This window comes from Pelosinus sp. UFO1 (genome assembly GCF_000725345.1).
GTDB lineage: Bacteria > Bacillota > Negativicutes > DSM-13327 > DSM-13327 > Pelosinus.
In genome coordinates this window covers 2,785,681-2,805,538 of sequence record NZ_CP008852.1, presented here as the reverse complement: position 1 = coordinate 2,805,538, position 19,858 = coordinate 2,785,681, and the positions used below count along the sequence as shown (strand labels likewise).

The 19,858-nt window shown below is 38.4% G+C and carries 22 protein-coding genes, 4 tRNA genes, 1 other RNA gene and 1 riboswitch; of the genes, 26 read left to right on the top strand and 1 reads right to left on the bottom strand.

Translation table 11 applies throughout. The features are described 5' to 3' along the window. Positions 1-24: 24 nt before the first annotated feature. The 25 genes from rpoD to UFO1_RS13260 all read left to right on the top strand — a co-directional run bounded on the left by rpoD (position 25) and on the right by UFO1_RS13260 (position 18,041). The gene (gene rpoD / locus UFO1_RS13365) at positions 25-1,158 is read left to right on the top strand and encodes an RNA polymerase sigma factor RpoD (protein ID WP_038671523.1); all 1,134 of its coding nucleotides are present in this window, start codon (positions 25-27) and stop codon (positions 1,156-1,158) included. A 91-nt stretch (positions 1,159-1,249) separates the two neighbouring features. Beyond that, positions 1,250-1,325: transfer RNA gene (locus UFO1_RS13360), tRNA-Asn, on the top strand. Positions 1,326-1,379: 54 nt separating this feature from the next. After that, positions 1,380-1,454 (top strand) — tRNA-Ile (locus UFO1_RS13355). A gap of 19 nt (positions 1,455-1,473) precedes the next feature. After that, a tRNA-Glu gene (locus UFO1_RS13350) sits at positions 1,474-1,548 on the top strand. 4 nt (positions 1,549-1,552) lie between these two features. Further along, positions 1,553-1,628 (top strand) — tRNA-Val (locus UFO1_RS13345). A gap of 320 nt (positions 1,629-1,948) precedes the next feature. Continuing rightward, positions 1,949-2,638: a class I SAM-dependent methyltransferase gene (locus UFO1_RS13340; protein WP_038671521.1), complete on the top strand. Its 690-nt coding sequence runs from the start codon at positions 1,949-1,951 to the stop codon at positions 2,636-2,638. Then, on the top strand, positions 2,629-3,747 hold the full coding sequence (locus UFO1_RS13335; protein ID WP_038671520.1) for a Nif3-like dinuclear metal center hexameric protein: 1,119 nt from the start codon (positions 2,629-2,631) through the stop codon (positions 3,745-3,747). Before UFO1_RS13340 ends, UFO1_RS13335 begins: the two co-directional genes overlap by 10 nt. A gap of 83 nt (positions 3,748-3,830) precedes the next feature. Next, positions 3,831-4,184, top strand: an RNA gene (gene rnpB, locus UFO1_RS24220) — RNase P RNA component class A. Between the two features lie 244 nt (positions 4,185-4,428). Further along, positions 4,429-4,752: a thioredoxin gene (gene trxA, locus UFO1_RS13330; protein ID WP_038671518.1), complete on the top strand. Its 324-nt coding sequence runs from the start codon at positions 4,429-4,431 to the stop codon at positions 4,750-4,752. Between the two features lie 122 nt (positions 4,753-4,874). Further along, complete coding sequence (locus tag UFO1_RS24525) at positions 4,875-5,033, top strand: twin-arginine translocase TatA/TatE family subunit (RefSeq protein ID WP_071842019.1); 159 nt, start codon at positions 4,875-4,877, stop codon at positions 5,031-5,033. Positions 5,034-5,123: 90 nt separating this feature from the next. Further along, positions 5,124-6,122 (top strand): putative heme d1 biosynthesis radical SAM protein NirJ2, encoded by a 999-nt coding sequence (gene nirJ2 / locus UFO1_RS13325; RefSeq protein ID WP_038671517.1) that lies wholly within the window; start codon positions 5,124-5,126, stop codon positions 6,120-6,122. Positions 6,123-6,192: 70 nt separating this feature from the next. Next, positions 6,193-7,293, top strand: coding sequence for a hydrogenase small subunit (locus tag UFO1_RS13320; RefSeq protein WP_038671515.1), 1,101 nt, complete (start codon positions 6,193-6,195; stop codon positions 7,291-7,293). Between the two features lie 21 nt (positions 7,294-7,314). Next, positions 7,315-9,213, top strand: coding sequence for a nickel-dependent hydrogenase large subunit (locus UFO1_RS13315; protein ID WP_038671513.1), 1,899 nt, complete (start codon positions 7,315-7,317; stop codon positions 9,211-9,213). Between the two features lie 24 nt (positions 9,214-9,237). Further along, on the top strand, positions 9,238-9,939 hold the full coding sequence (gene cybH, locus UFO1_RS13310; RefSeq protein ID WP_038671511.1) for a Ni/Fe-hydrogenase, b-type cytochrome subunit: 702 nt from the start codon (positions 9,238-9,240) through the stop codon (positions 9,937-9,939). Further along, entirely contained in the window at positions 9,936-10,421 is a 486-nt protein-coding gene (locus tag UFO1_RS13305; RefSeq protein WP_038671509.1) for a HyaD/HybD family hydrogenase maturation endopeptidase, read from the top strand. Before cybH ends, UFO1_RS13305 begins: the two co-directional genes overlap by 4 nt. Further along, complete coding sequence (locus UFO1_RS13300; RefSeq protein ID WP_038671507.1) at positions 10,414-10,785, top strand: hydrogenase expression/formation C-terminal domain-containing protein; 372 nt, start codon at positions 10,414-10,416, stop codon at positions 10,783-10,785. Before UFO1_RS13305 ends, UFO1_RS13300 begins: the two co-directional genes overlap by 8 nt. Positions 10,786-10,911: 126 nt before the next feature. Further along, positions 10,912-11,067 carry a DUF1540 domain-containing protein gene (locus UFO1_RS24520; RefSeq protein ID WP_071842018.1) on the top strand — a complete coding sequence of 52 codons (156 nt, stop codon included), beginning with the start codon at positions 10,912-10,914 and terminating at the stop codon, positions 11,065-11,067. A 101-nt stretch (positions 11,068-11,168) separates the two neighbouring features. After that, positions 11,169-11,471: a hypothetical protein gene (locus UFO1_RS13295; RefSeq protein ID WP_038671505.1), complete on the top strand. Its 303-nt coding sequence runs from the start codon at positions 11,169-11,171 to the stop codon at positions 11,469-11,471. A gap of 84 nt (positions 11,472-11,555) precedes the next feature. After that, positions 11,556-11,918 carry a chorismate mutase gene (gene aroH, locus UFO1_RS13290; RefSeq protein ID WP_201771022.1) on the top strand — a complete coding sequence of 121 codons (363 nt, stop codon included), beginning with the start codon at positions 11,556-11,558 and terminating at the stop codon, positions 11,916-11,918. Positions 11,919-12,064: 146 nt separating this feature from the next. Beyond that, entirely contained in the window at positions 12,065-13,003 is a 939-nt protein-coding gene (locus tag UFO1_RS13285; RefSeq protein WP_038671501.1) for a glycosyltransferase family 2 protein, read from the top strand. 130 nt (positions 13,004-13,133) lie between these two features. Continuing rightward, positions 13,134-13,279, top strand: a riboswitch (cyclic di-AMP (ydaO/yuaA leader). Between the two features lie 4 nt (positions 13,280-13,283). Next, entirely contained in the window at positions 13,284-13,952 is a 669-nt protein-coding gene (locus tag UFO1_RS13280) for an NlpC/P60 family protein (protein ID WP_038671499.1), read from the top strand. Between the two features lie 249 nt (positions 13,953-14,201). Further along, positions 14,202-15,917, top strand: a complete 1,716-nt coding sequence (locus UFO1_RS13275) for an ABC transporter ATP-binding protein (protein ID WP_038671497.1) — start codon at positions 14,202-14,204, stop codon at positions 15,915-15,917. A 102-nt stretch (positions 15,918-16,019) separates the two neighbouring features. Further along, positions 16,020-16,442 carry a Fur family transcriptional regulator gene (locus UFO1_RS13270; RefSeq protein WP_038671495.1) on the top strand — a complete coding sequence of 141 codons (423 nt, stop codon included), beginning with the start codon at positions 16,020-16,022 and terminating at the stop codon, positions 16,440-16,442. 12 nt (positions 16,443-16,454) lie between these two features. Next, a complete protein-coding gene (locus tag UFO1_RS13265) occupies positions 16,455-17,180 on the top strand; it encodes a metal ABC transporter ATP-binding protein (RefSeq protein WP_038671493.1) in 726 nt (241 codons plus the stop codon). A 9-nt stretch (positions 17,181-17,189) separates the two neighbouring features. Next, the gene (locus UFO1_RS13260) at positions 17,190-18,041 is read left to right on the top strand and encodes a metal ABC transporter permease (protein WP_236639190.1); all 852 of its coding nucleotides are present in this window, start codon (positions 17,190-17,192) and stop codon (positions 18,039-18,041) included. On the opposite strand, the gene UFO1_RS13255 is transcribed toward UFO1_RS13260, so the two are convergent. Beyond that, complete coding sequence (locus tag UFO1_RS13255; protein ID WP_038671489.1) at positions 18,018-18,947, bottom strand: Na/Pi cotransporter family protein; 930 nt, start codon at positions 18,945-18,947, stop codon at positions 18,018-18,020. The two genes, UFO1_RS13260 and UFO1_RS13255, sit on opposite strands and share 24 nt — an antisense overlap. Positions 18,948-19,165: 218 nt before the next feature. Here UFO1_RS13255 and yyaC point away from each other — a divergent pair, with 218 nt between their 5' ends. Further along, the gene (gene yyaC, locus UFO1_RS13250) at positions 19,166-19,735 is read left to right on the top strand and encodes a spore protease YyaC (protein WP_038671487.1); all 570 of its coding nucleotides are present in this window, start codon (positions 19,166-19,168) and stop codon (positions 19,733-19,735) included. Positions 19,736-19,858: the final 123 nt, after the last annotated feature.

Genomic DNA, 19,858 nt, shown 5'->3' with positions numbered 1-19,858 from the left:
ACTACGCCTTGATTGGAATGGCCAATGGAGGAGGGGAGTAAAATGACAGAAAAAAAGACAATTTCGAGTGAATATGTAACTAAATTAGTGAACAAAGGGAAAAAACAGGGTGGCGTGCTAACTTATAGTGAAATCATGGATACTCTCCAAAGTGAAGATTTATCTCCTGATGAAATTGAAGAGATATATGAGGTCTTTTCTAGTAAAGGAATTGAAATAGTTGATGAACTTCCGGATGATACTGAAAGAGCAGATGAGCCTGATGTTGTCGAGGTAGAAGAAGTAACTCCTGAGGAAGTTGATATTGATTTAACTATCCCAGAGGGGATTAGTATTGACGACCCTGTTCGCATGTATCTTAAGGAAATTGGAAGAGTACCCTTACTGACGGCTGACGAAGAAATTAAACTGGCACAGCGCATGGAGCAAGGTGATGAAGAAGCCAAAAGACGTTTGGCAGAAGCCAATTTGCGGCTTGTAGTTAGTATTGCTAAACGTTATGTTGGACGTGGTATGTTATTTTTGGATTTAATTCAAGAAGGCAACCTTGGACTAATCAAAGCTGTTGAAAAATTTGATTATAATAAAGGTTACAAATTTAGTACGTATGCTACCTGGTGGATTCGTCAAGCAATTACTCGTGCAATAGCTGATCAGGCGCGGACGATTCGTATTCCTGTGCATATGGTAGAGACTATTAATAAATTGATTCGTGTATCTAGACAATTACTACAGGAATTAGGGCGTGAGCCTCAACCTGAAGAGATTGCAAAAGAGATGGATATTAGTGTTGAGCGTGTAAGAGAGATTATGAAAATTGCTCAAGAACCAGTATCTTTAGAAACGCCGATTGGTGAAGAAGAAGACTCTCATTTAGGAGATTTTATTGAGGATCAGGACGCACCAGCACCAGCTGAGGCAGCTTCTTTTATGCTCTTAAAGGAACAGTTAGAAGAGGTATTAGAAACTCTTACTCCACGGGAAGAAAAGGTTCTTAGACTGCGATTTGGTTTAGATGATGGACGGGCTCGCACATTAGAAGAAGTAGGACAACACTTTGGTGTTACCCGTGAACGTATTCGACAAATTGAGGCGAAAGCCCTTAGAAAACTACGTCATCCTAGCCGTAGCAAAAAATTAAAAGACTTTTTAGAGTAAAAAACTAAAAAAATATAAAAATCTTATAATATGAAAAAAAGTTGTTGACGTAATGTTGAAATTGTATTATAATTGTCAATGTTGACGACATTCCTTGATAGCTCAGTTGGTAGAGCAATCGGCTGTTAACCGATCGGTCGTAGGTTCGAGTCCTACTCAAGGAGCCATCTTATATGGATTACAAACAGGCTTTCCTTGGAAAACCTGTTTTAATATCTCTAGGGCCTATAGCTCAGCGGTAGAGCAGCCGGCTCATAACCGGCTGGTCCCTGGTTCGATCCCAGGTGGGCCCACCATTTTATATTACGCAATAAAGGCCCGTTGGTCAAGCGGTCAAGACACCGCCCTTTCACGGCGATAACGGGGGTTCGATTCCCCCACGGGTCACCATAATGGGCGATTAGCTCAGCTGGGAGAGCGCCTGCCTTACAAGCAGGATGTCGGCAGTTCGATCCTGTCATCGCCCACCATTTAAAAATGAAATGCAAAGCAGTATATGCTTTGCATTTTTTTACGGATTAGAGAACTTGTTACAATTTTTTCGATTCTAAGTAAAGTAACTAAGGCTTTTGCCTGCGGCTTTATGACTTGGTACAAGCCAAGTCTTTTTTTATAAGTATGTGCTCAACTACTAAGGAACAACATTGTATTGCTGCACAAAGGGATTGACTGCCGTTTATGATCCTTTGTGTGCTTTTTTATTTTAGTCGTTGAAATGTTTGTTTATTGATTAATTGTAAGTTATTTTTGTATAATAACAGAAAGAAAATAAAGGATGAGGTGTAATGCATTGAAGCTTGTTGGAAGATTAGCTGCGTTGGCGGAATTGGTGCCGGAGGGATCGCGTGTGGCAGATATTGGTACTGATCATGCTTATTTACCTATTGAATTAGTGCAAGGGCATATTGTTACTTCAGCAATAGCTGGTGACGTTAATCTGGGGCCTTGGAAGGCAGCAAAAGAACATGTAGATGCCCTCGGGCTTACGCACCGAATTTCTGTGCGTTTAGGTGATGGAATAACAGTGCTTTCTCCTGGAGAAGTGGATGTTGTTATTATTGCTGGTATGGGTGGTCAGACAATTATTGAGATACTAACAGGAAAGCCTGAAGTTACTAAGTCGCTTAAGCGTTTAATTTTGCAACCTATGGTGGCCGCGAATACTGTGAGACGTTGGTTAAATGAAAATGAATGGGATGTTGTTGACGAAAGATTGGTCCAAGAGGAAGGGCGATTGTACGAAATAGTTGTGGCCGAACCAGGGGGGGCAACTAGTTGTGAACCTATTATGTACGACATTGGGGAAAAACTGTGGAGAGATAAATCGGAACTTCTATCTGTACACATTGAGCAACTCATTGCGCAGACTAAACGCGTCTTACAGGAGATGTCACTCAGTGATAATGCAAAAAAGAGCCAAAAGTATCATGAATATACCGAAAGATTACAACAATTGGAGGCTAAACAGCGATGTCTGTAAAATGTCAAGTAATTATGGATGCAATGGATAAGTTAGCGCCAAGGCATTTAGCTGAAAGTTGGGATAATGTAGGTTTATTAGTTGGGAGCCCATCCCAAACAATCCATAAGATACGAATTACCTTAGATGTTACGAAGGAGGTTGTAGAGCAAGCGATACTCGATAATGTAGATCTCATCATTGCTCATCACCCTCTTATATTCAAAAGCATTACATCAATACGAACAGATTTGCCGCAAGGGCAAGTTTTATCCAGCCTGCTTAAGGCAAATATAGGGGTCTACGCAGCTCATACTAATCTTGATTCAGCGGAGGGTGGCGTTAATGATGCTTTAGCTGCCTGTTTAGGGTTGCAGGATATTCAACCCTTAGCAGTAAACTCCACTGAAAAGTTATGCAAATTAGTAGTGTTTGTGCCGCAAACTCATGTAGAAGTGGTGCGAGAAGCGTTAGCAGCGGCTGGGGCTGGGCATATTGGAAAATATAGTAACTGCACATTTTCGGCAAATGGTATAGGTACTTTTTTACCTTTAGAAGATGCAAAACCATTCATTGGTAATAATGGTAAGTTAGAATCTGTTGAAGAAAGCCGCATTGAAACAGTTATGCCCGACAGAATTAGTCGTAGGGTAATTAAAGCGATGATTAAAGCCCATCCCTATGAGGAAGTTGCGTATGATTTATATCAACTAATGAATTCAGGTAAAGAATTTGGATTAGGTCGTATAGGTAAGCTCGAAATACCTATGTTGTTTTCAGATTTTGCGGATCAGGTGAAAAATCTATTAGGAGTAGATTCTGTAAATATAGCAGGTTCATGTGATAAGTTGATAAAGAAGGTAGCAGTATGTGGGGGCGCTGGTGCTGGGGTATTGCATAAAGCGGTATTTGCTGGAGCCGATGTATTAGTAACCGGAGATGTAAAATACCATGAAGCCCAAAATGCTATAGTAAGTGGTATTGGTATTATTGACGCGGGCCATTTTGCCACGGAGCAACCTATATTGTCTCGTGTAAAAGAATTTCTAACTTCCTGTGCCGATCAAGGTAAGTGGTCGGTTATTGTCGAGGTTGATGAAATCAACAAAAATATTCTACATCGATATTAAAAATAATTAGCCGCAGAAATTTATTGACTTAGCAAATGATTTATGATATGATATTATCTCAGTCGATATTGAAATTATTGTTGTGAGTAGGAAAGATGATCGCGGATGCCCATAAAGCATACGAGGAAAGTCCGAGCTCCATAGGGCAGGGTGCTGGATAACGTCCAGCGAGGGCGACCTTAGGGAAAGTGCCATAGAAATGTAAACCGCCAGCTTATGCTGGTAAGGATGGAACGGTGCGGTAAGAGCGCACCAGCAGTCAGGTGACTGGCTGGCTAGGTAAACCCCACCTGGAGCAAGACCGAATAGGGAAGGGATGAAGCTGCCCGCTGAACCTTCCGGGTTGCGTCGCTAGAGCTGTCAGGTAACTGCCAGACTAGATAGATGATCATCACCGCGTGAGCGGAACAGAACTCGGCTTATTGATCACTCACAGCCTTATGTAAATAAACCCTCTATATTCTTAGAATGTAGAGGGTTTTTGTCTTATTTCAGGAAAGGCATTTCTGGAAATAATAATTCCTATTACATACTATGAATAGTAAAACAAGTTTAAATATCTAGTAACTATTGACTTTTAATTAAATGTTTTCTAAAATGTAAATAAGCTAGCAAATAAGCATGATTTAAAATCTAAACAATAGTTAATAATAAGAATCATAAAAAGTAGGAGGTTTTATAATGAGCGTATTGAATATTGCCGATGAAAATGAATTTAAAGAAAAAATATCGCAGAAGGATAAACCTGTACTAGTGGATTTTTGGGCTTCATGGTGTGGACCATGTAAAATGGTTGCCCCTGAATTAGAAGCTGTAGGACAAGAATATGAAGGAAAAGCAGTAGTTATGAAAGTAAATGTTGATGAGCAGCAACAACTTGCCAGTAACTATAATGTGATGGGAATTCCAACCTTATTATTATTTAAAGATGGTGTAGAGGTCGAACGTATTGTAGGATATCGTCCACGTAAAGATTTAATGGATGCTATCGATAAGGTTATATAAAGTTAATAAGGAAAGGCTTAGCCGTGGCTAAGCCTTTCCTTTAATGTTATTCTATATTTTAGAAATTTATATTGTCTAACGGCTATTAATTTGCGATAATATGAGTATAAAGGGGGTTGGTCATGTTTAATTTTAGTATGTCTGAATTAGTGGTTATTTTGGCAATTGCCTTAGTTGTATTTGGACCAGCTAAACTACCGGAGATAGGTAAGGCAATAGGTAAGGGAATTAGTAATTTCAAAACGGCTGTTACCAATGAGGACGATAATCGCAAATCCTAAGATAGGTCATTATTAACTAGAGACTGGAAGCCTGTTTTTTATAGCAAATAATGTAGCAACTTAGATTAGCAAACCCGGAAGGAGTTCTATATGATCATTTCATGGAATACTACTCAGGCCTGTAATATTAGCTGTGTTCATTGTTATCGTGATGCAGGAACGAAAAGAACAGATGAATTAAGTACGGAAGAAGGTAAGAAATTATTAGATGAAATGGCTCGCGCTGGCTTTAAAATTATTATTTTAAGTGGTGGCGAACCATTGATGCGATCTGATATTTACGAATTAATTCGCTACGCTAAAAGTATTGGTCTAAGGCCTGTACTTGGTACGAATGGAATTCTAATTACTGAGGAAGTAGCTATTAAACTAAAAGAGGCTGGACTTGGAGCAGCGGGCATTAGTCTAGATAGCACTGATAAAAACATTCATGACAAGTTTCGGCAGTCGGAAGGTGCTTGGGATAAAACAATTGCTGCTATGCAAGCCTGTAAGAAGGTGGGGCTTCCTTTTCAAATTCATACAACAATAACTACGTGGAATGAAAAGGAAGTTACTGATATTACTGATTTAGCGGTCAAAATAGGAGCTATGGCTCATCATATCTTTTTCTTAGTGCCCACAGGCAGGGGGAAAGATATTGAAGATACCACGCTAAAAACAGAGCAATATGAAGCAGTGCTAACACGCATATTAGAGAAACAAAAAGAAGTACCAATTGAACTTAAACCTACCTGTGCTCCTCAATTTATGCGTATAGCTAAGGAACGTAATATACCAATGCGATTTACGCGTGGCTGTTTAGCGGGTACTGGTTATTGTGTAATTCTGCCAAATGGTGACGTACAAGCTTGTCCTTATTTGCCGATTAAGATCGGCAATGTTCGTGAAACTGATTTTGATATCCTTTGGCGAGATAGTGAGATGTTTAATAAATTACGACACGAAACATTAAAAGGCGGCTGTGGAACTTGTGGCTATGATGGTATTTGTGGTGGCTGTCGGGCTCGCGCTTATTACTATTATGATGGAGATTATATGGCAGAAGAGCCATGGTGTGATCGCGGAGTTAGAGAAGTAAAAAAATAAGGCTCACTTTCTGTGTTCTTATGGACTTGGCATAAGCTAAGTCCTTTTGTAATAAGATGGGAGGTTAATTATGGATAATTTGGAGTCAATGTGGGATTTATTCCAAAAGAAAAATGTAAGCCGGCGTAGTTTTTTGAAAACCTGTGTCACAGTTACAGGAATTTTAGGATTATCACCGATGATGATTTCAGAAGTGGTATCTGCAGCTGAAAAGCAGCCCCTAGTGCCTGTCATTTGGCTACATGGACATGAGTGTACAGGGTGTGATGAGGCTTTTATTCGCTCACAGACACCTTTGGCCTCTGATGTCCTATTAAACATGATTTCCATGGAATATATGGATGTATTAGCTGCTGCTGCAGGTGAACCGTTAGAACAACATTTACAAGAAGTTATGAAAAAGTATAATGGAAAATATTTACTTGCAATTGAAGGTGCAGTTCCATTGAATGATGATGGTACTTCTTGTATGGTAGGTGGTAAACCCTTTGTACATAATCTTAAAGAAGTAGCAAAAGGTGCTGCTGCAATCATTGAAGTTGGCTCTTGTGCGGCTTGGGGAGGAATTCAAGCTGCTAAACCAAACCCTACTAAATCTGTTTCCGTCAGTGATGTAATTAGTGGCAAGACAATTATAAAGGTACCGGGCTGTCCGCCGATCCCAGAAGTTATCACAGGTGTGATCATGCATTATACCCTATTTGGACAAATTCCTCCTTTGGACAGCAAAGGCCGCCCGAAACAATTTTTTGGCAATCGGATTCATGATACTTGTTATCGTCGTCCCTTTTTTGATTCGGGTATGTTTGTCGAGAAGTTTGATGACGCAGGCAGTAAGGCTGGTTGGTGTTTATACAAGGTCGGGTGTCGCGGACCGGAAGCTTATAATTCTTGTGGTAACATGCGATGGTGGAATGGGCTTTCCTACCCGATTCAATCTGGAGCACCCTGCGTAGCTTGTGCTTCTAATAATTTTTGGGATAATGATCCGTTTTATGAACGTATGCCTAACATTCCTGTTCCTAATGTCATTGCGAATGCGGATAAAGTTGGCTTGGTTGCGGCAGGCGCCCTTACAGCTGGTGTAATTGCTCATGGTGCTCTTTCTGCTATTCAACATAGAAGACATCATAAAGATGACAATAATGAACGAGATAATGATAATGAATAGAAGAAATGAGGAGGATGTTTTGTGAAACGTGTTGTTGTTGATCCTGTAAATCGTATTGAAGGGCATTTACGATTAGAAGTTACGGTTGATGAAACTACTGGTAAGGTACAAGATGCATTATCTAGTGGCACAGCATGGCGTGGTATTGAACTAATTTTAAAAGGTCGTGATCCTCGAGATGCATGGCTTTTTGCGCAAAGAATTTGTGGCGTTTGCACTACTGTTCACGCATTAGGTTGCTTGCGGGCAGTAGAAGATGCATTAGGGATCCAAATTCCTAAAAATGCGAACTATATCCGAAACATTATTGCAACGACACAAATGGTACATGATCATATTGTACATTTTTATCATTTACATGCCTTGGATTGGATTAGTCCTGTTGCTGCTCTTAAAGCAGATCCAGCAGCTACCGCAGCTTTACAAAATACAGTGTTAGAAAAATATGATTTAGGCCTAAAAGGTCCAGTTGAATTTGACACTAGTGCATATCCTAAAGAATTCCCTAAAGCTACCACTGCTTATTTTAAGAGTATACAAGATAAAGTGAAAAAAATTGTGGATAGTGGTCAATTAGGGATCTTCTCTGCTCAGTGGTGGGATCACCCTGATTATGATGTAGTACCACCAGAGGTACATTTAATGGCAGTATCCCATTATTTAAATATGCTTGATAAACAACGTGAAATTGTTATTTCCCATGTCGTCTTTGGTGGAAAAAATCCTCATCCTCATTATGTGGTTGGTGGTATGCCTTGCTCTATTTCGATGAATGACATGAATGCACCGATTAATACAGAACGTTTGGCAGCTGTGGATACGTCAATCAATCTGGCAATCAGTCTTGCTAGTTCCTTTTACGTGCCCGATGTACTAGCAATTGGAGAGTTATACGTTAAAAAGGGTTATGTTGACGGCGGTGGCTTAGCTAAAGAGAGGGTACTTGGTTTTGGAGACTATCCAGAGGAGACCTATTCTGGAACTTCAAATGGTGATTTTCATAAGAATTTATTGCTGCGCTCTGATGGCGTTGTAGAACAGTTTTCTCAAGGTGTTGATAAAGCCGTATTTCATACTTTTGAAGCTAAAGACTTAGTGGATCCAGAAGTATTAACGGAAGGTGTTGAACACTCCTGGTACAATTATCCTGAAAAGGATATGGATTTGCACCCGTGGAGTGGTGTGACTAAACCCGAGTACACTGCACCAAAAGAGGGAACGAAAACTGATTGGAAATACCTTGATGAGAATGGCAAATATTCGTGGATTAAGACCCCAAAATGGAAAGGCAAGATGGCCGAAGTAGGACCTCTTTCGCGTTATATTATAGTATACACGAAAGTAAAGCAGGGAATCATTAAAGAGCCGACTTGGGTTGAAAAAATGATGGTTGATCAAATAGATGGAGTCTCAAAAGTGTTAAACATAGCACCAGAAAAGTGGATGTTATCAACTGTTGGTCGTACGGCAGTACGAGGGCTAGAAGCGCAAGTCATGGCATATCTCAGCAAGTATTACTTTGATAAACTAGTAAATAATATTAAAGCTGGCGATACTTCTGTTGCAAATATGGAAAAATGGGAACCTACGATGTGGCCTAAGGAAGCAAAGGGTGTAGGTCTTCATGAAGCACCTCGTGGTGGTCTTAGCCATTGGGTAGTTATTAAAGATGGTAAAATCGCTAATTATCAGGCAGTTGTACCATCTACGTGGAATGCTTGTCCACGGGATAGTAAGTCTGGTTATGGACCTTATGAAGCTACTATGATGGATACTAAAGTAAAGATTGCTGATAAGCCTCTTGAAATTTTAAAAGCAATACATGCTTTTGATCCTTGTTTAGCTTGTGCTACTCATTTGTATGATACTTCAGGTCGTCAATTGGCAGTTGTACATAGTGATCCTTATTTGAAGGCCTAGGAATGGTAGGTAAGGAGGAGTATAATGAAGACTCGTGTAGTAACTGTTTATTATGTATTTACAATATGGACGAGAATTTTTCATTGGATAATGGCGGGGGCTATTTTAGTTCTGTTTGTTACGGGTCTATATATTGGTAATCCTTTTTATATTGGTAGCCAAGGTGTAGAACCAACGTTTGCTATTAGTAACTGGGCATCGATGTCTACAATTAGGTTCATTCATTTTTCTGCGGCGTACATATTAATGGCATCCTTTATTTTACGGATTTATGGATTTATCATACATAAAGGTGATCGTATGCTCCCGAAACCCTGGACGAAACTATTTTGGACAGGAATGCTTGATATGGGCCTGCATTATGGCTTTATGCGTTCTGCTCATAGACCATACCTAAGAAATTCAATGGCCAGGTCAGGATATGGTGGCGTGTATGGTATGATTTTTTTAGAAGCCTTTACAGGATTTGCTATGTATGCACAAGTTAATCCCAATAGCGGACTTGCTAAGTTGTTTGGACCTATCAACCATTTATTAATTGATGAATATACTGTGCATCTAATTCATCATTACGTAGCGTGGATGATTGTTTTATTTGTCATTATCCATGTATATATGGCGACAAGGGCTGACATGAGTGAAAAATATGGTGAGATTTCTGCAATGTTTTCAGGAGTTAAGTTTTATGATAAAGAACCGGATGATATAGGAGATCTAAAAGAATGAAGCAAATCACGGTTTTAGGGGTAGGAAACATTTTGATGCAGGATGAAGGATTTGGTGTAAGAGTAGTGGAACATTTGCTTAGCCACTACTCCTTTCCTCCCAATGTACAGGTATTAGATGGCGGTACGCTAGGCATGGAGTTGTTACGTTTTTTAGTTGGAACAGATAATTTAATTTTAATTGATGCTGTGTCAGGGCAATTACCACCCGGATCTTTTTATCGGTTTCAAAATGACGAAGTTAAGGCATACTTTAAAGAAAAAGTATCGATGCATGAACTTGGCATTCAAGATGTACTCGCGATAATGGAAGTATTAGAAAAACCTGCTAAGGAAATCATGATAATGGGAGTACAACCATTCGCGATTGATATTGGTTTGGAATTAACACCTATAGTAGCAGAAACAATGGATAATGTAGTAAAAGAGATATTACAAGTATTGAAAGATTGGCAGGTAGAGGTTGGGAAAATTCATGAATGAAGCAGTATTATCGCAAAAGAGTAAAGCAGTCTTGTTTGAGATAAACGGGGCATTAAAACGCTTTACCTTGACTGGTGAAACATGGAGTGTCTTTATTAATAAGATGTCTCTTACTGATGATGAGCGTCAAGAAATTCGAGATTTTCTCGGTCTCGGGAGTATTACCATCCACTTGTCTGATACTGCTGAACCAGCGGAGTGGATGGAAAGTGGTATAGCAGGAATATGGTACGGTGTATTTTATGATCAGACAAAAAACCCTATACTTGAGACGATCGAAATCGGCAATTATCCTCAAGTAGCTTCTGCACAAATTGAAGATATAAATATGGGGTTGCAAAAATTAACACAAAAATTAGCGTAAAATACTGAATGAGAAGGTGGTTGGTAACCTTCTCATTCAGTATTTTTGTTTTATATTCCTAGTTTTAATGGATAAAGAGAAAGAAAAGTCTACATACTAAATTTGAAAAAAGGGAGGTGAATGCACATGCTATCAGGCGTAAAATGTACTGTATCGAATTGTAAATATTGGAGAAATGGTGAACACTGTGATGCTTCTGCAATTGAGGTCAATGTAGATGGTGGTGGTAAAGCCGCTAATCAAAGTGAACAAACAAACTGTAAAACTTTTTATCAAAAGTAAAGAAAGTTTTAGAGGGAATATAAAATTCAGCTATGCTGATTTTATATTCCTTTTGGTATACATACTTCTAGGCAGCCATATATATTTATGGGGGTGGGAGTATGGATATTAAGAATTTATATGTTGTTGTGGTACGGGATGATAAACAGGAAAAAATCAAAATAGAGGAATATCGTAAGAATAACAGTACAGGGCATAATGAAGTACTATTTACATTAGATAATCAAAAAGCGTGGGTCGATGCTTATGATGTGTTACTGTATAAAGATTTAGGCAGTGTTTTTTGTTGGAAGGATTATAATGAAGGAAAATATATCGTACTAAATGAATCTAATTCAATTTGTCCTCGGTGCGGATGGTGGATATGCCATCATTGCGGAGCTTGTTATTGTAATAAATCCTGATGATTTTCTAAAAGGATAGAGGATATCACGTGGTGAATAACGAATTATTTACTAGAATAGTAGTAAGAGAGGATGATAAGGTTGGTGCGTGGTATCCGAGGTGCCACTACGGTGGAGAAAAATGAGTCAACTGAGATTATTAGCAACGTAATAGAGCTTCTATCAGCTCTGGTTGAGGCAAATAAAATCGACATAGAAGATATTGGGGCTGTAATTTTCAGCTCGACTCCAGATGTTAATTCGGCGTTTCCGGCTATTGCAGCAAGGAATTTAGGATGGACAGAGGTACCATTATTCGGTACGCAGGAAATTGACAGCCCAAATGGGGTAGCGCACTGTATTCGTGTACTTATATTGTTAAATACTGATTTGCCACAAAAAGCGATTAGGCATTTATATTTAAGAGGCGCAGTAGTATTGCGGCAAGATATTAATAAAGAAAAATAGACTTGTCTTTTAATTATATTATTATAAGTTTAATCTATAGGCTTATAATAATCATTAAAAGTAAGCCTTTGCTATGGGAGGCAAAGGCTTACTTTTATGAATGATCATAATAAAGTTAGGACAAGTTAGGAATAGAGGAGAAAATAATGAAATTCATCTCGATTGTTGTACCTGTATATAATGAAGAAGAGAATATTGAATTTTTTTACCAGGAAGTTTGTAAACATATGGAGCCATTACCTTATAAGTTTGAATTACTTTTTGTCGATGATGGTTCAAGTGATGCGACACCCCTGCTATTAGAGAAAATATCGCAGCAAGACAGCAGGGTTAGAGGATTGATTATGGCGCGAAATTATGGACATCAATTAGCTTTGACTTGTGGTCTTGATCATGCTGATGGCGATGGTGTTATTACAATGGATGGAGATATGCAACATCCACCTGAAATGTTGCCAGTTCTTTTGGCAAAATGGGAAGAGGGATTTGAGGTAGTTCAAACGATAAGAATTAGTACCGAAGGAGTTTCCTGGTTTAAGTCTGTTACTTCTGGTCTATTTTATAAGCTAATTAATGCTATGTCTAAAGTGCATATTCAAGAAGGTGGTTCGGATTTTCGTTTATTGGATAAAGCTGTTGTACAAAGTTTTCGTCGTTACAAAGAAAGGGCACGCTTTATTCGAGGTATGATCGGGGCAATCGGTTATCGGCAAGCATTGGTAGAGTTCGTTGCTCCGAAACGTTTTGCTGGTACATCTAAGTTTTCTTTACGGAAAATGATGCATTTTGCTCTTGATGGAATTACTGCTTATTCTAAATTACCTTTACGCTTTGCCTTTTTTATGGGATTGTTATTTGCGTTGATTAGCTTTGCTGTGACAATGCATGTTGTATATATTAAGTTGTTTACTCTAGAGGCAGTACCAGGGTGGGCGACGATTTCTGCAAGTATCTTATTTTTAGGTGGATTACAATTGTTAGGGCTAGGTATTATTGGAGAATATGTAGGGCGCATATTTGAAGAAGTAAAGCAACGTCCCTTGTATTTGTTGCGTGTAGAATTAAAGCAACAGCAAAAAGAATAAATGCAATTATGATTTATTTTGCTAAAAGTGGATAATTCATACAAAACTTGTAAAAGAAAATATTAATTGTAAAATAATGAGATGTATGGCAGGAATATTCACTTAAAAAGCGAATAATAAAAAATGTGCAGTTTTATAAAAGCCTAATCAATGCACAGGACCGGGGGAACCAAAGTTTTGGGGTGAAACCTTTTGGCTGATTTTTATTTGCCTAGAGGTAGGGGGATCTCAACCCTAACCCGTCAGCTAACCTCGGAGGCTAGTGAGAGGGGTATGTATATTGACTAAAATTTTTCGAGTCGTGGTGTTATTGCTATTTTTAGTTAGTGCAGGAACCATAACCTGCGCGGCAGCTGCTTACCATCAAGGCGATCAGGGTGATGACATAGCTAGTATTCAAGCACAATTAAATGCACTTGGGTATAATGCTGGTAGCTCTGATGGGGATTTTGGTGAAGTAACAGTTAAGGCAGTAAAAAACTTTCAAAGAGACAGAGGTCTAGACGCTGATGGAGTGATTGGTATGCAAACATACCGTGCGATCATGGGCAGAGAGATGTCAGTTAGTCGTGATAGTTCCAGTGCTGCAACTAGGCGGGTAATACAGACAGCATTGCGTTATCAAGGTGTACCTTATGTTTTTGGTGGGACTACACCGAATGGTTTTGATTGTTCGGGTTTTACTCGCTATGTATTTGCGCAAGCTGGTGTTTATTTGCCAAGAGCTGCTGATGAACAGTATGAAGTTGGGCAACCTGTATCCTACAGTCGCCTACAACCAGGAGACACTGTGTTTTTTACTACCTATGAAGCTGGTGCTTCCCACTCTGGTATTTATGTGGGCAATGGGCAGTTTATTAGCGCTACTTCAAGTCGTGGAGTAGTAATTGATCGATTGGATAGTGGTTATTGGGGAGCACGTTACCTTGGAGCGCGTCGGGTGCTATAATGCAGTGTAAGGGGAGGCTAGTACGCCTCCTTGCTTTTATTTTTAGTATTACAGGAACACAATATAACCAAACTAGGCTCTGCCAGTGCAATGCTTTGGTGGGAGGCCTAGTTTTTATATGTTTATGTTATATATATTTATCGTTAAATAAGTTATACTATACTAAAGGTATTTTCTTATTTTAATAGCAAATGAGTATTTTGTAATTTGGGCACTAATGAGTTGCCTCTACTAAGTACGGAGGCTTGTATGTTTAAATTATATTGGCAAAAATTTATAGTACCGCATTGGGAGATGGTATTATTGGCATTGATATGTTTTATCATTGCCAGTATTGCGGGTTTGTTGGCTCCCTTAGTTATAAAGTTTTTAATTGATGATGCATTAATTGCTGGGGATGAGGATTTTTTACATCTGATTATAGCAGGTGTCATCGGTTTATATTTATTACGGGGTATATTTTCATATATTTATGGACAAAAGATAGCAAAAGCGGGTAATCTGATGTTGGCAAAACTGCGACAGAGGATGTTTGAACGGTTACAACAACTAGATTATGCATATTTTATTAATACCTCAACAGGTGAAATTATTTCTTTATTTACAAATGACTTAGGGTTGATTCAGCAAGCTGTTTCAGTGGCGGTACCTGATTTGTTAGTCGAGTCACTTAATTTAATTGCTATCCTAATGATTATGATTTACTTTGATTGGCAACTGGCATTAGTGACCTTTGCTACTTTGCCCTTTATTATTCTTGCTACTAGCTTTTTTAATGAAAAAATTAGTGGATTAGGCAAATTGGTGGAAGAAACTTTGGGCGAAGTGACTAGCATATTGCATCAGGCCTTATTATCGGTAAAAGTGGTACAAAGCTATGTGCGAGAAGAGTATGAATCACAAAAATTTTGCTTGCGCATGCGCCATGCGGCTGGTGATTTTATTAAAGTACAGCGATTAAAGGCTATTTTAATTGCTTTAGTAGAATTCCTAGCGTCCATCGGCCTGACGGGAATTATATGGTATGGTGGTCGAGAAGTAATTAATGATAAGTTAACCATAGGCGGCATGTTTGCTTTTTTGATATATATTATTAATATTCCAACGCCTATCAGAAAGATTAGCGAAGCTGTTTCTAGTATGAAGTTAGGCATTGTTGCTTGGCAAAGGGTTAGTAGTTTGGAAAGAGAAACGAAGGTAGTGTTTGACGGAAAACAAGAAATAGATAAGGTTATGGGAAAGGTTGAATTTAGAGATGTAAATTTTGAATATCTCCCAGAGCTAGGGACCTTAAGGGGAATTAATTTTATAATACGTCCAGGTGATATGGTGGCCATTGTAGGACCAAGTGGTGCCGGAAAATCATCTTTTGCGAATTTACTCCTACGTTTTTATGATCCTATTTCCGGGGTTATTTTATTGGATGATCTTAATATAAAAGAGATAAAGATGAGTTGTTTACGTAAACAGATCGGATTTATTCAACAACAACCGATTTTATTTAATATAAGTATTTTAGAGAACATTCGGTATGGACGACCAAATGCTACCTTCGATGAAGTAAAACAAGCAGCAAAACTAGCGAATGCCCATGATTTTATTATGAATTTGCCTGGTGGTTATGATTATATTGTTGGTGAATTGGGTAATAATGTATCCGGGGGACAGCGGCAGCGTATTGCAATTGCTCGTGCCATTATTGTTGAACCACCAATTTTATTATTAGATGAACCAACAGCAGCCCTTGATACAGAGGCTGAGAAATTGGTTATGGAGTCCATACGTAAAGTTAGCAAAAATCGTACAACTTTTCTAATTACCCATCGATTGTCTAGTTTATTAGATTCAGATAAAGTGATTTGTTTAATGAATGGCAGAATTACAGAAGCAGGAACACACGCAGAACTTGTAGAACGAGGCGGAGTGTATGCTAAGGCCGTATTTAATGAAGAGATGCAGGCATAAAAAGTAGGGCGGGTAGTGATACTCGCCAAGGGCTTTGCACTCTTTACTTATTTTTATGTTGCTAATAAGAATGTTATTACTTAATTAAAGGAAAAATATAAAATGATATATGAAGTAATGAAACAATTAAAAGACAAAGGATATCGAATCACGCCTCAGCGGCGCGTTATTATAGAAAAAATTGTACATACGGCAGGATTGTTAACGGCAGCTGAAATTTGGAATTTAGTGCGTCAAGAATATAACGACATTGGGCTAGACACAATTTATCGAAATATTAGTATGTTAACAGAGATGGGGATTCTTATACCAATTTCCGGAACGGGAAAAGAGAGTACACGATATGAATTGGCTCATGCCAATCACCATCATCATGTTGTTTGTGTAAAATGCGGGCAGGCTGTTTGTATTGACTATTGTCCAATTAATCAAGAATTTATTGAAATGCTCAGGATGAATGGATATGAATTAATTCGTCATAATGTTGAGTTATTAGGTCTATGTACGGATTGTAAAAGTCTGTGAGGAGAATAGAAAATGTGTGAAGTAAAACTAGTGGATATTAATTTTTCTTATAATAATACGGTTGCGTTAGAAAATATATCTCTAACGGTTTCAAAAGGGGATTTTGTTGCTGTAGTTGGTCCAAACGGAGCTGGTAAAAGTACGATGCTTAGAGTTACAGCCGGACTTTTAAAACCTAGCCGTGGAGAGGTAAGTATTGGTGGAAAAGATTTACTTACAGCAAAAGGACATGGCTTAATTGGTTATGTACCGCAAAATTATGGAAAGAATATAATGGGATTTCCAGCAACTGTGAAAGAAGTAGTAGCACTGGGATTAACGTTAGGTTCAGCAGCTACTCGGAATAATCATCAGGCTGCCAAGCACATTACTAGCCATATGTTAGAGTTGGTGGGGGCAGAGAATTTACGCGATCGGCGTATTGGTGAGCTTTCAGGCGGGCAGCAACAGAGGGTTATGGTGGCAATGGCTTTGGCAGCGAATCCAGAGTTGCTATTATTAGATGAACCCACTAGCGGAATTGATTACGAAGCAAGTGCAAAAATCTACGAGCTCTTAGGTACTTTAAATAAAAATCTAGGTATTACAGTAGTTATGGTTTCTCATGATATTGAAAAAGCGGTATCATGGGCTAATAAAGTAGCATGTATCAATCGAAAACTATGTTTCTATGGTAGTAGTGAAGAGTTTGAAGCTACTCATGCCCAGGCTCGGCATTTGTGGTACTATACAGGGTGATGAGGTGAAATGATGGAATTTTTTCAGTATGATTTTATTCAAAGGGCATTATTGGCAGGTCTCATAACGGGGATTGTTTGCCCACTTATCGGAAGTTTTGTAGTGGTGCGTCGTCAATCTCTAATTGGTGATGGCTTGGGACATATTGCTTTTGCTGGTGTAACAGGCGGCTATATGGTGGGATTATATCCAGTAGTTGGAGCTTTGATTATGACTATAGCGGGTGCAGTGGGCATTGAATTAGTTCGTAGGCGCCATATGGAATTTGCTGATATGGGATTAGCAATATTCTTTTATGCGGGCGCGGCTATGGCTATTATTTTTAGTACGATGACTCGTATGCCAAGTTCTGGATTATTAAGCTTTTTGTTTGGGAGTATTATTACAGTATCTCTTGTTGATGTGATAACAATAGCTTGTTCCGGAACTCTAGTACTAGCTATTGTTTATTTTTTATTTGATAAGCTTATGTTAATGGCCTTAGATGAAGACATTGCAAAAGTTGCAGGGATTAATACGGGAATGATCAATATGCTGTTTAGCATATTGACAGCTTTAGTCGTTGTCGTTGGCATGACGATAGTCGGTATCTTACTTGTGAGTGCGTTAATGATAATACCTGTGGCAACAGCTCATCTGCTCAGGGTGGGATTCAAGGCTACCATGGGATGGGCAGTAGTATTTTCTATAATATCTGTACTCATTGGCCTAACATCTTCTTTTTATTTGGACATTGCTCCTGGTGGTACCATTGTAATGACTGCCGTTTTGGAATATATTTTTATATCGGTTGTAAGAATGGGTATCAATCGGAAGGAAAGACAAGATGTAGGTACTTCATCTTCTTTTGGGAACCAATAACATAACTAGATTTGCGTATTGGCGTAGTATTGGTAATACAGCCACAGAAGAAATAATATTAAATAGCGTATGTACTATAGCCACCTGCCCAGCAAAATCTGCTGTGAGATAGGTGGCTATTTTCACTAGTAAATTTGTAAATGGTAAGAAAATAAAAACACCTAATACATTAAGAAGGATATGGGCTGCAGCGAGACGTCTCGCTGATAAAGATGCTGTTAATGCTACAATAATGGAAGATAAACAGGATCCAATATTGTTGCCGTAGACTACATAAGTAGCTGTTGTTAGATCGATAATCCCATCGCTGGCTAGGACCATTAATACACCTGTAGCGGCGCTGCTAGATTGAAATAAAAGAGTAATGATCATTCCTCCAAGGATTCCATAAATAGAATTTTCTTTGGCGGCAAGCAAATAACTAATAACAGTTGTAAATTCTGAAAGACTGCTTAAGGCTTCTGATAAAATACTCATGCCAATAAACATACTAAGTAATCCTGAAGCTGCCATACCGAGGTAGCGAAGTTTTTTGGATATGATTGTGAGTAATAAACTGAATAGAAATAATGGTAAGATAACTTGTTCCGGTATCGTGATAGTCATCAATTGTACTGTGGAACATGTGCCAATATTTGCTCCTAGAATAATCCCTAGACCTTGATAAAAGGATAAATACTCTGCATGGACCAAGCCTATAGTTAATAATGAAACTGCAGTACTGCTTTGCATAATCGCAGCGGCAAACATACCTACAAATAAACCACGCAAAGGAGTTTTAGTTAGTTGGCTTAAGAGCGACTGTAATTTAGTCCATAATAGTTTTTGTAGACCAAGACGCATGAAGTAAATACCACCCAATAACAGTGTGGTACCGATTAGACTCAATAGTAGCATAACATACATTGCATTACCTCCATCTTCAAGTTGCAATATAATGTATGTTACTAGCTATGATTCTAAAACAAAGAATTTTTATAGGAAAACGCCTTTGCAATATTGCAAGGCGGTTTTTTGGGTACAGTATGGGTTGGCTAGGAGCAAGGGACTTCGACAGAATCAAGTATTCTTTGTAGATAGGATGCATAGATATTATTGGTAATATTATAAAAGGAGATCATAAAATGAAGAAGACTGTCGCTGAAAAAGTAGTTACTAATATAAATGATGCTTTGGCTTATAACAAAATGCATCCCTATTTATTGTATTTATTAAAACAACAAAAAGAACTGAATAATAGAAAAATCATTATTTTATGTATTGGATCGGATAAATATATTGGCGACGCTCTTGGTCCCTTAGTGGGCTCTTATTTGCTAGAAAACACAAAAAGCATTGTTTATGGTAGCTTGGATAATCCTGTTCATGCAGGAAATTTAGTAGAAGTAATTCAGAGTATAGAAAAACAGCATCATCAGCCTATTATTATTGCTGTTGACGCATGTTTAGGTAAAAATAATGAAATTGGCAATATGGAAATATGGGAGGGAGGTATAGAGGCTGGTATTGCTGTTGGCAATAAATTACCTTATATCGGCACCATTTCAATTATTGGTGTAGTCAACGCGGGAGGCTATATGGGATATTTAGATTTACAGAGTGCCTCATTATCGATTGTTATAAAACTTAGCAATTGCATTGGTAAGGTGATAAGTGATGTGATTAATTACGTTACGGATTATGATGCAGTTTAACTTATGGAAAACTTATCATTCTGGAAATAATCTTTCCCATAGTACGTAGACAAGAATAAGAATACAGGCAAATAGTAGTTGGAAATCACCAGCATATTGTTCCATGATATCACTCTCCTTTTG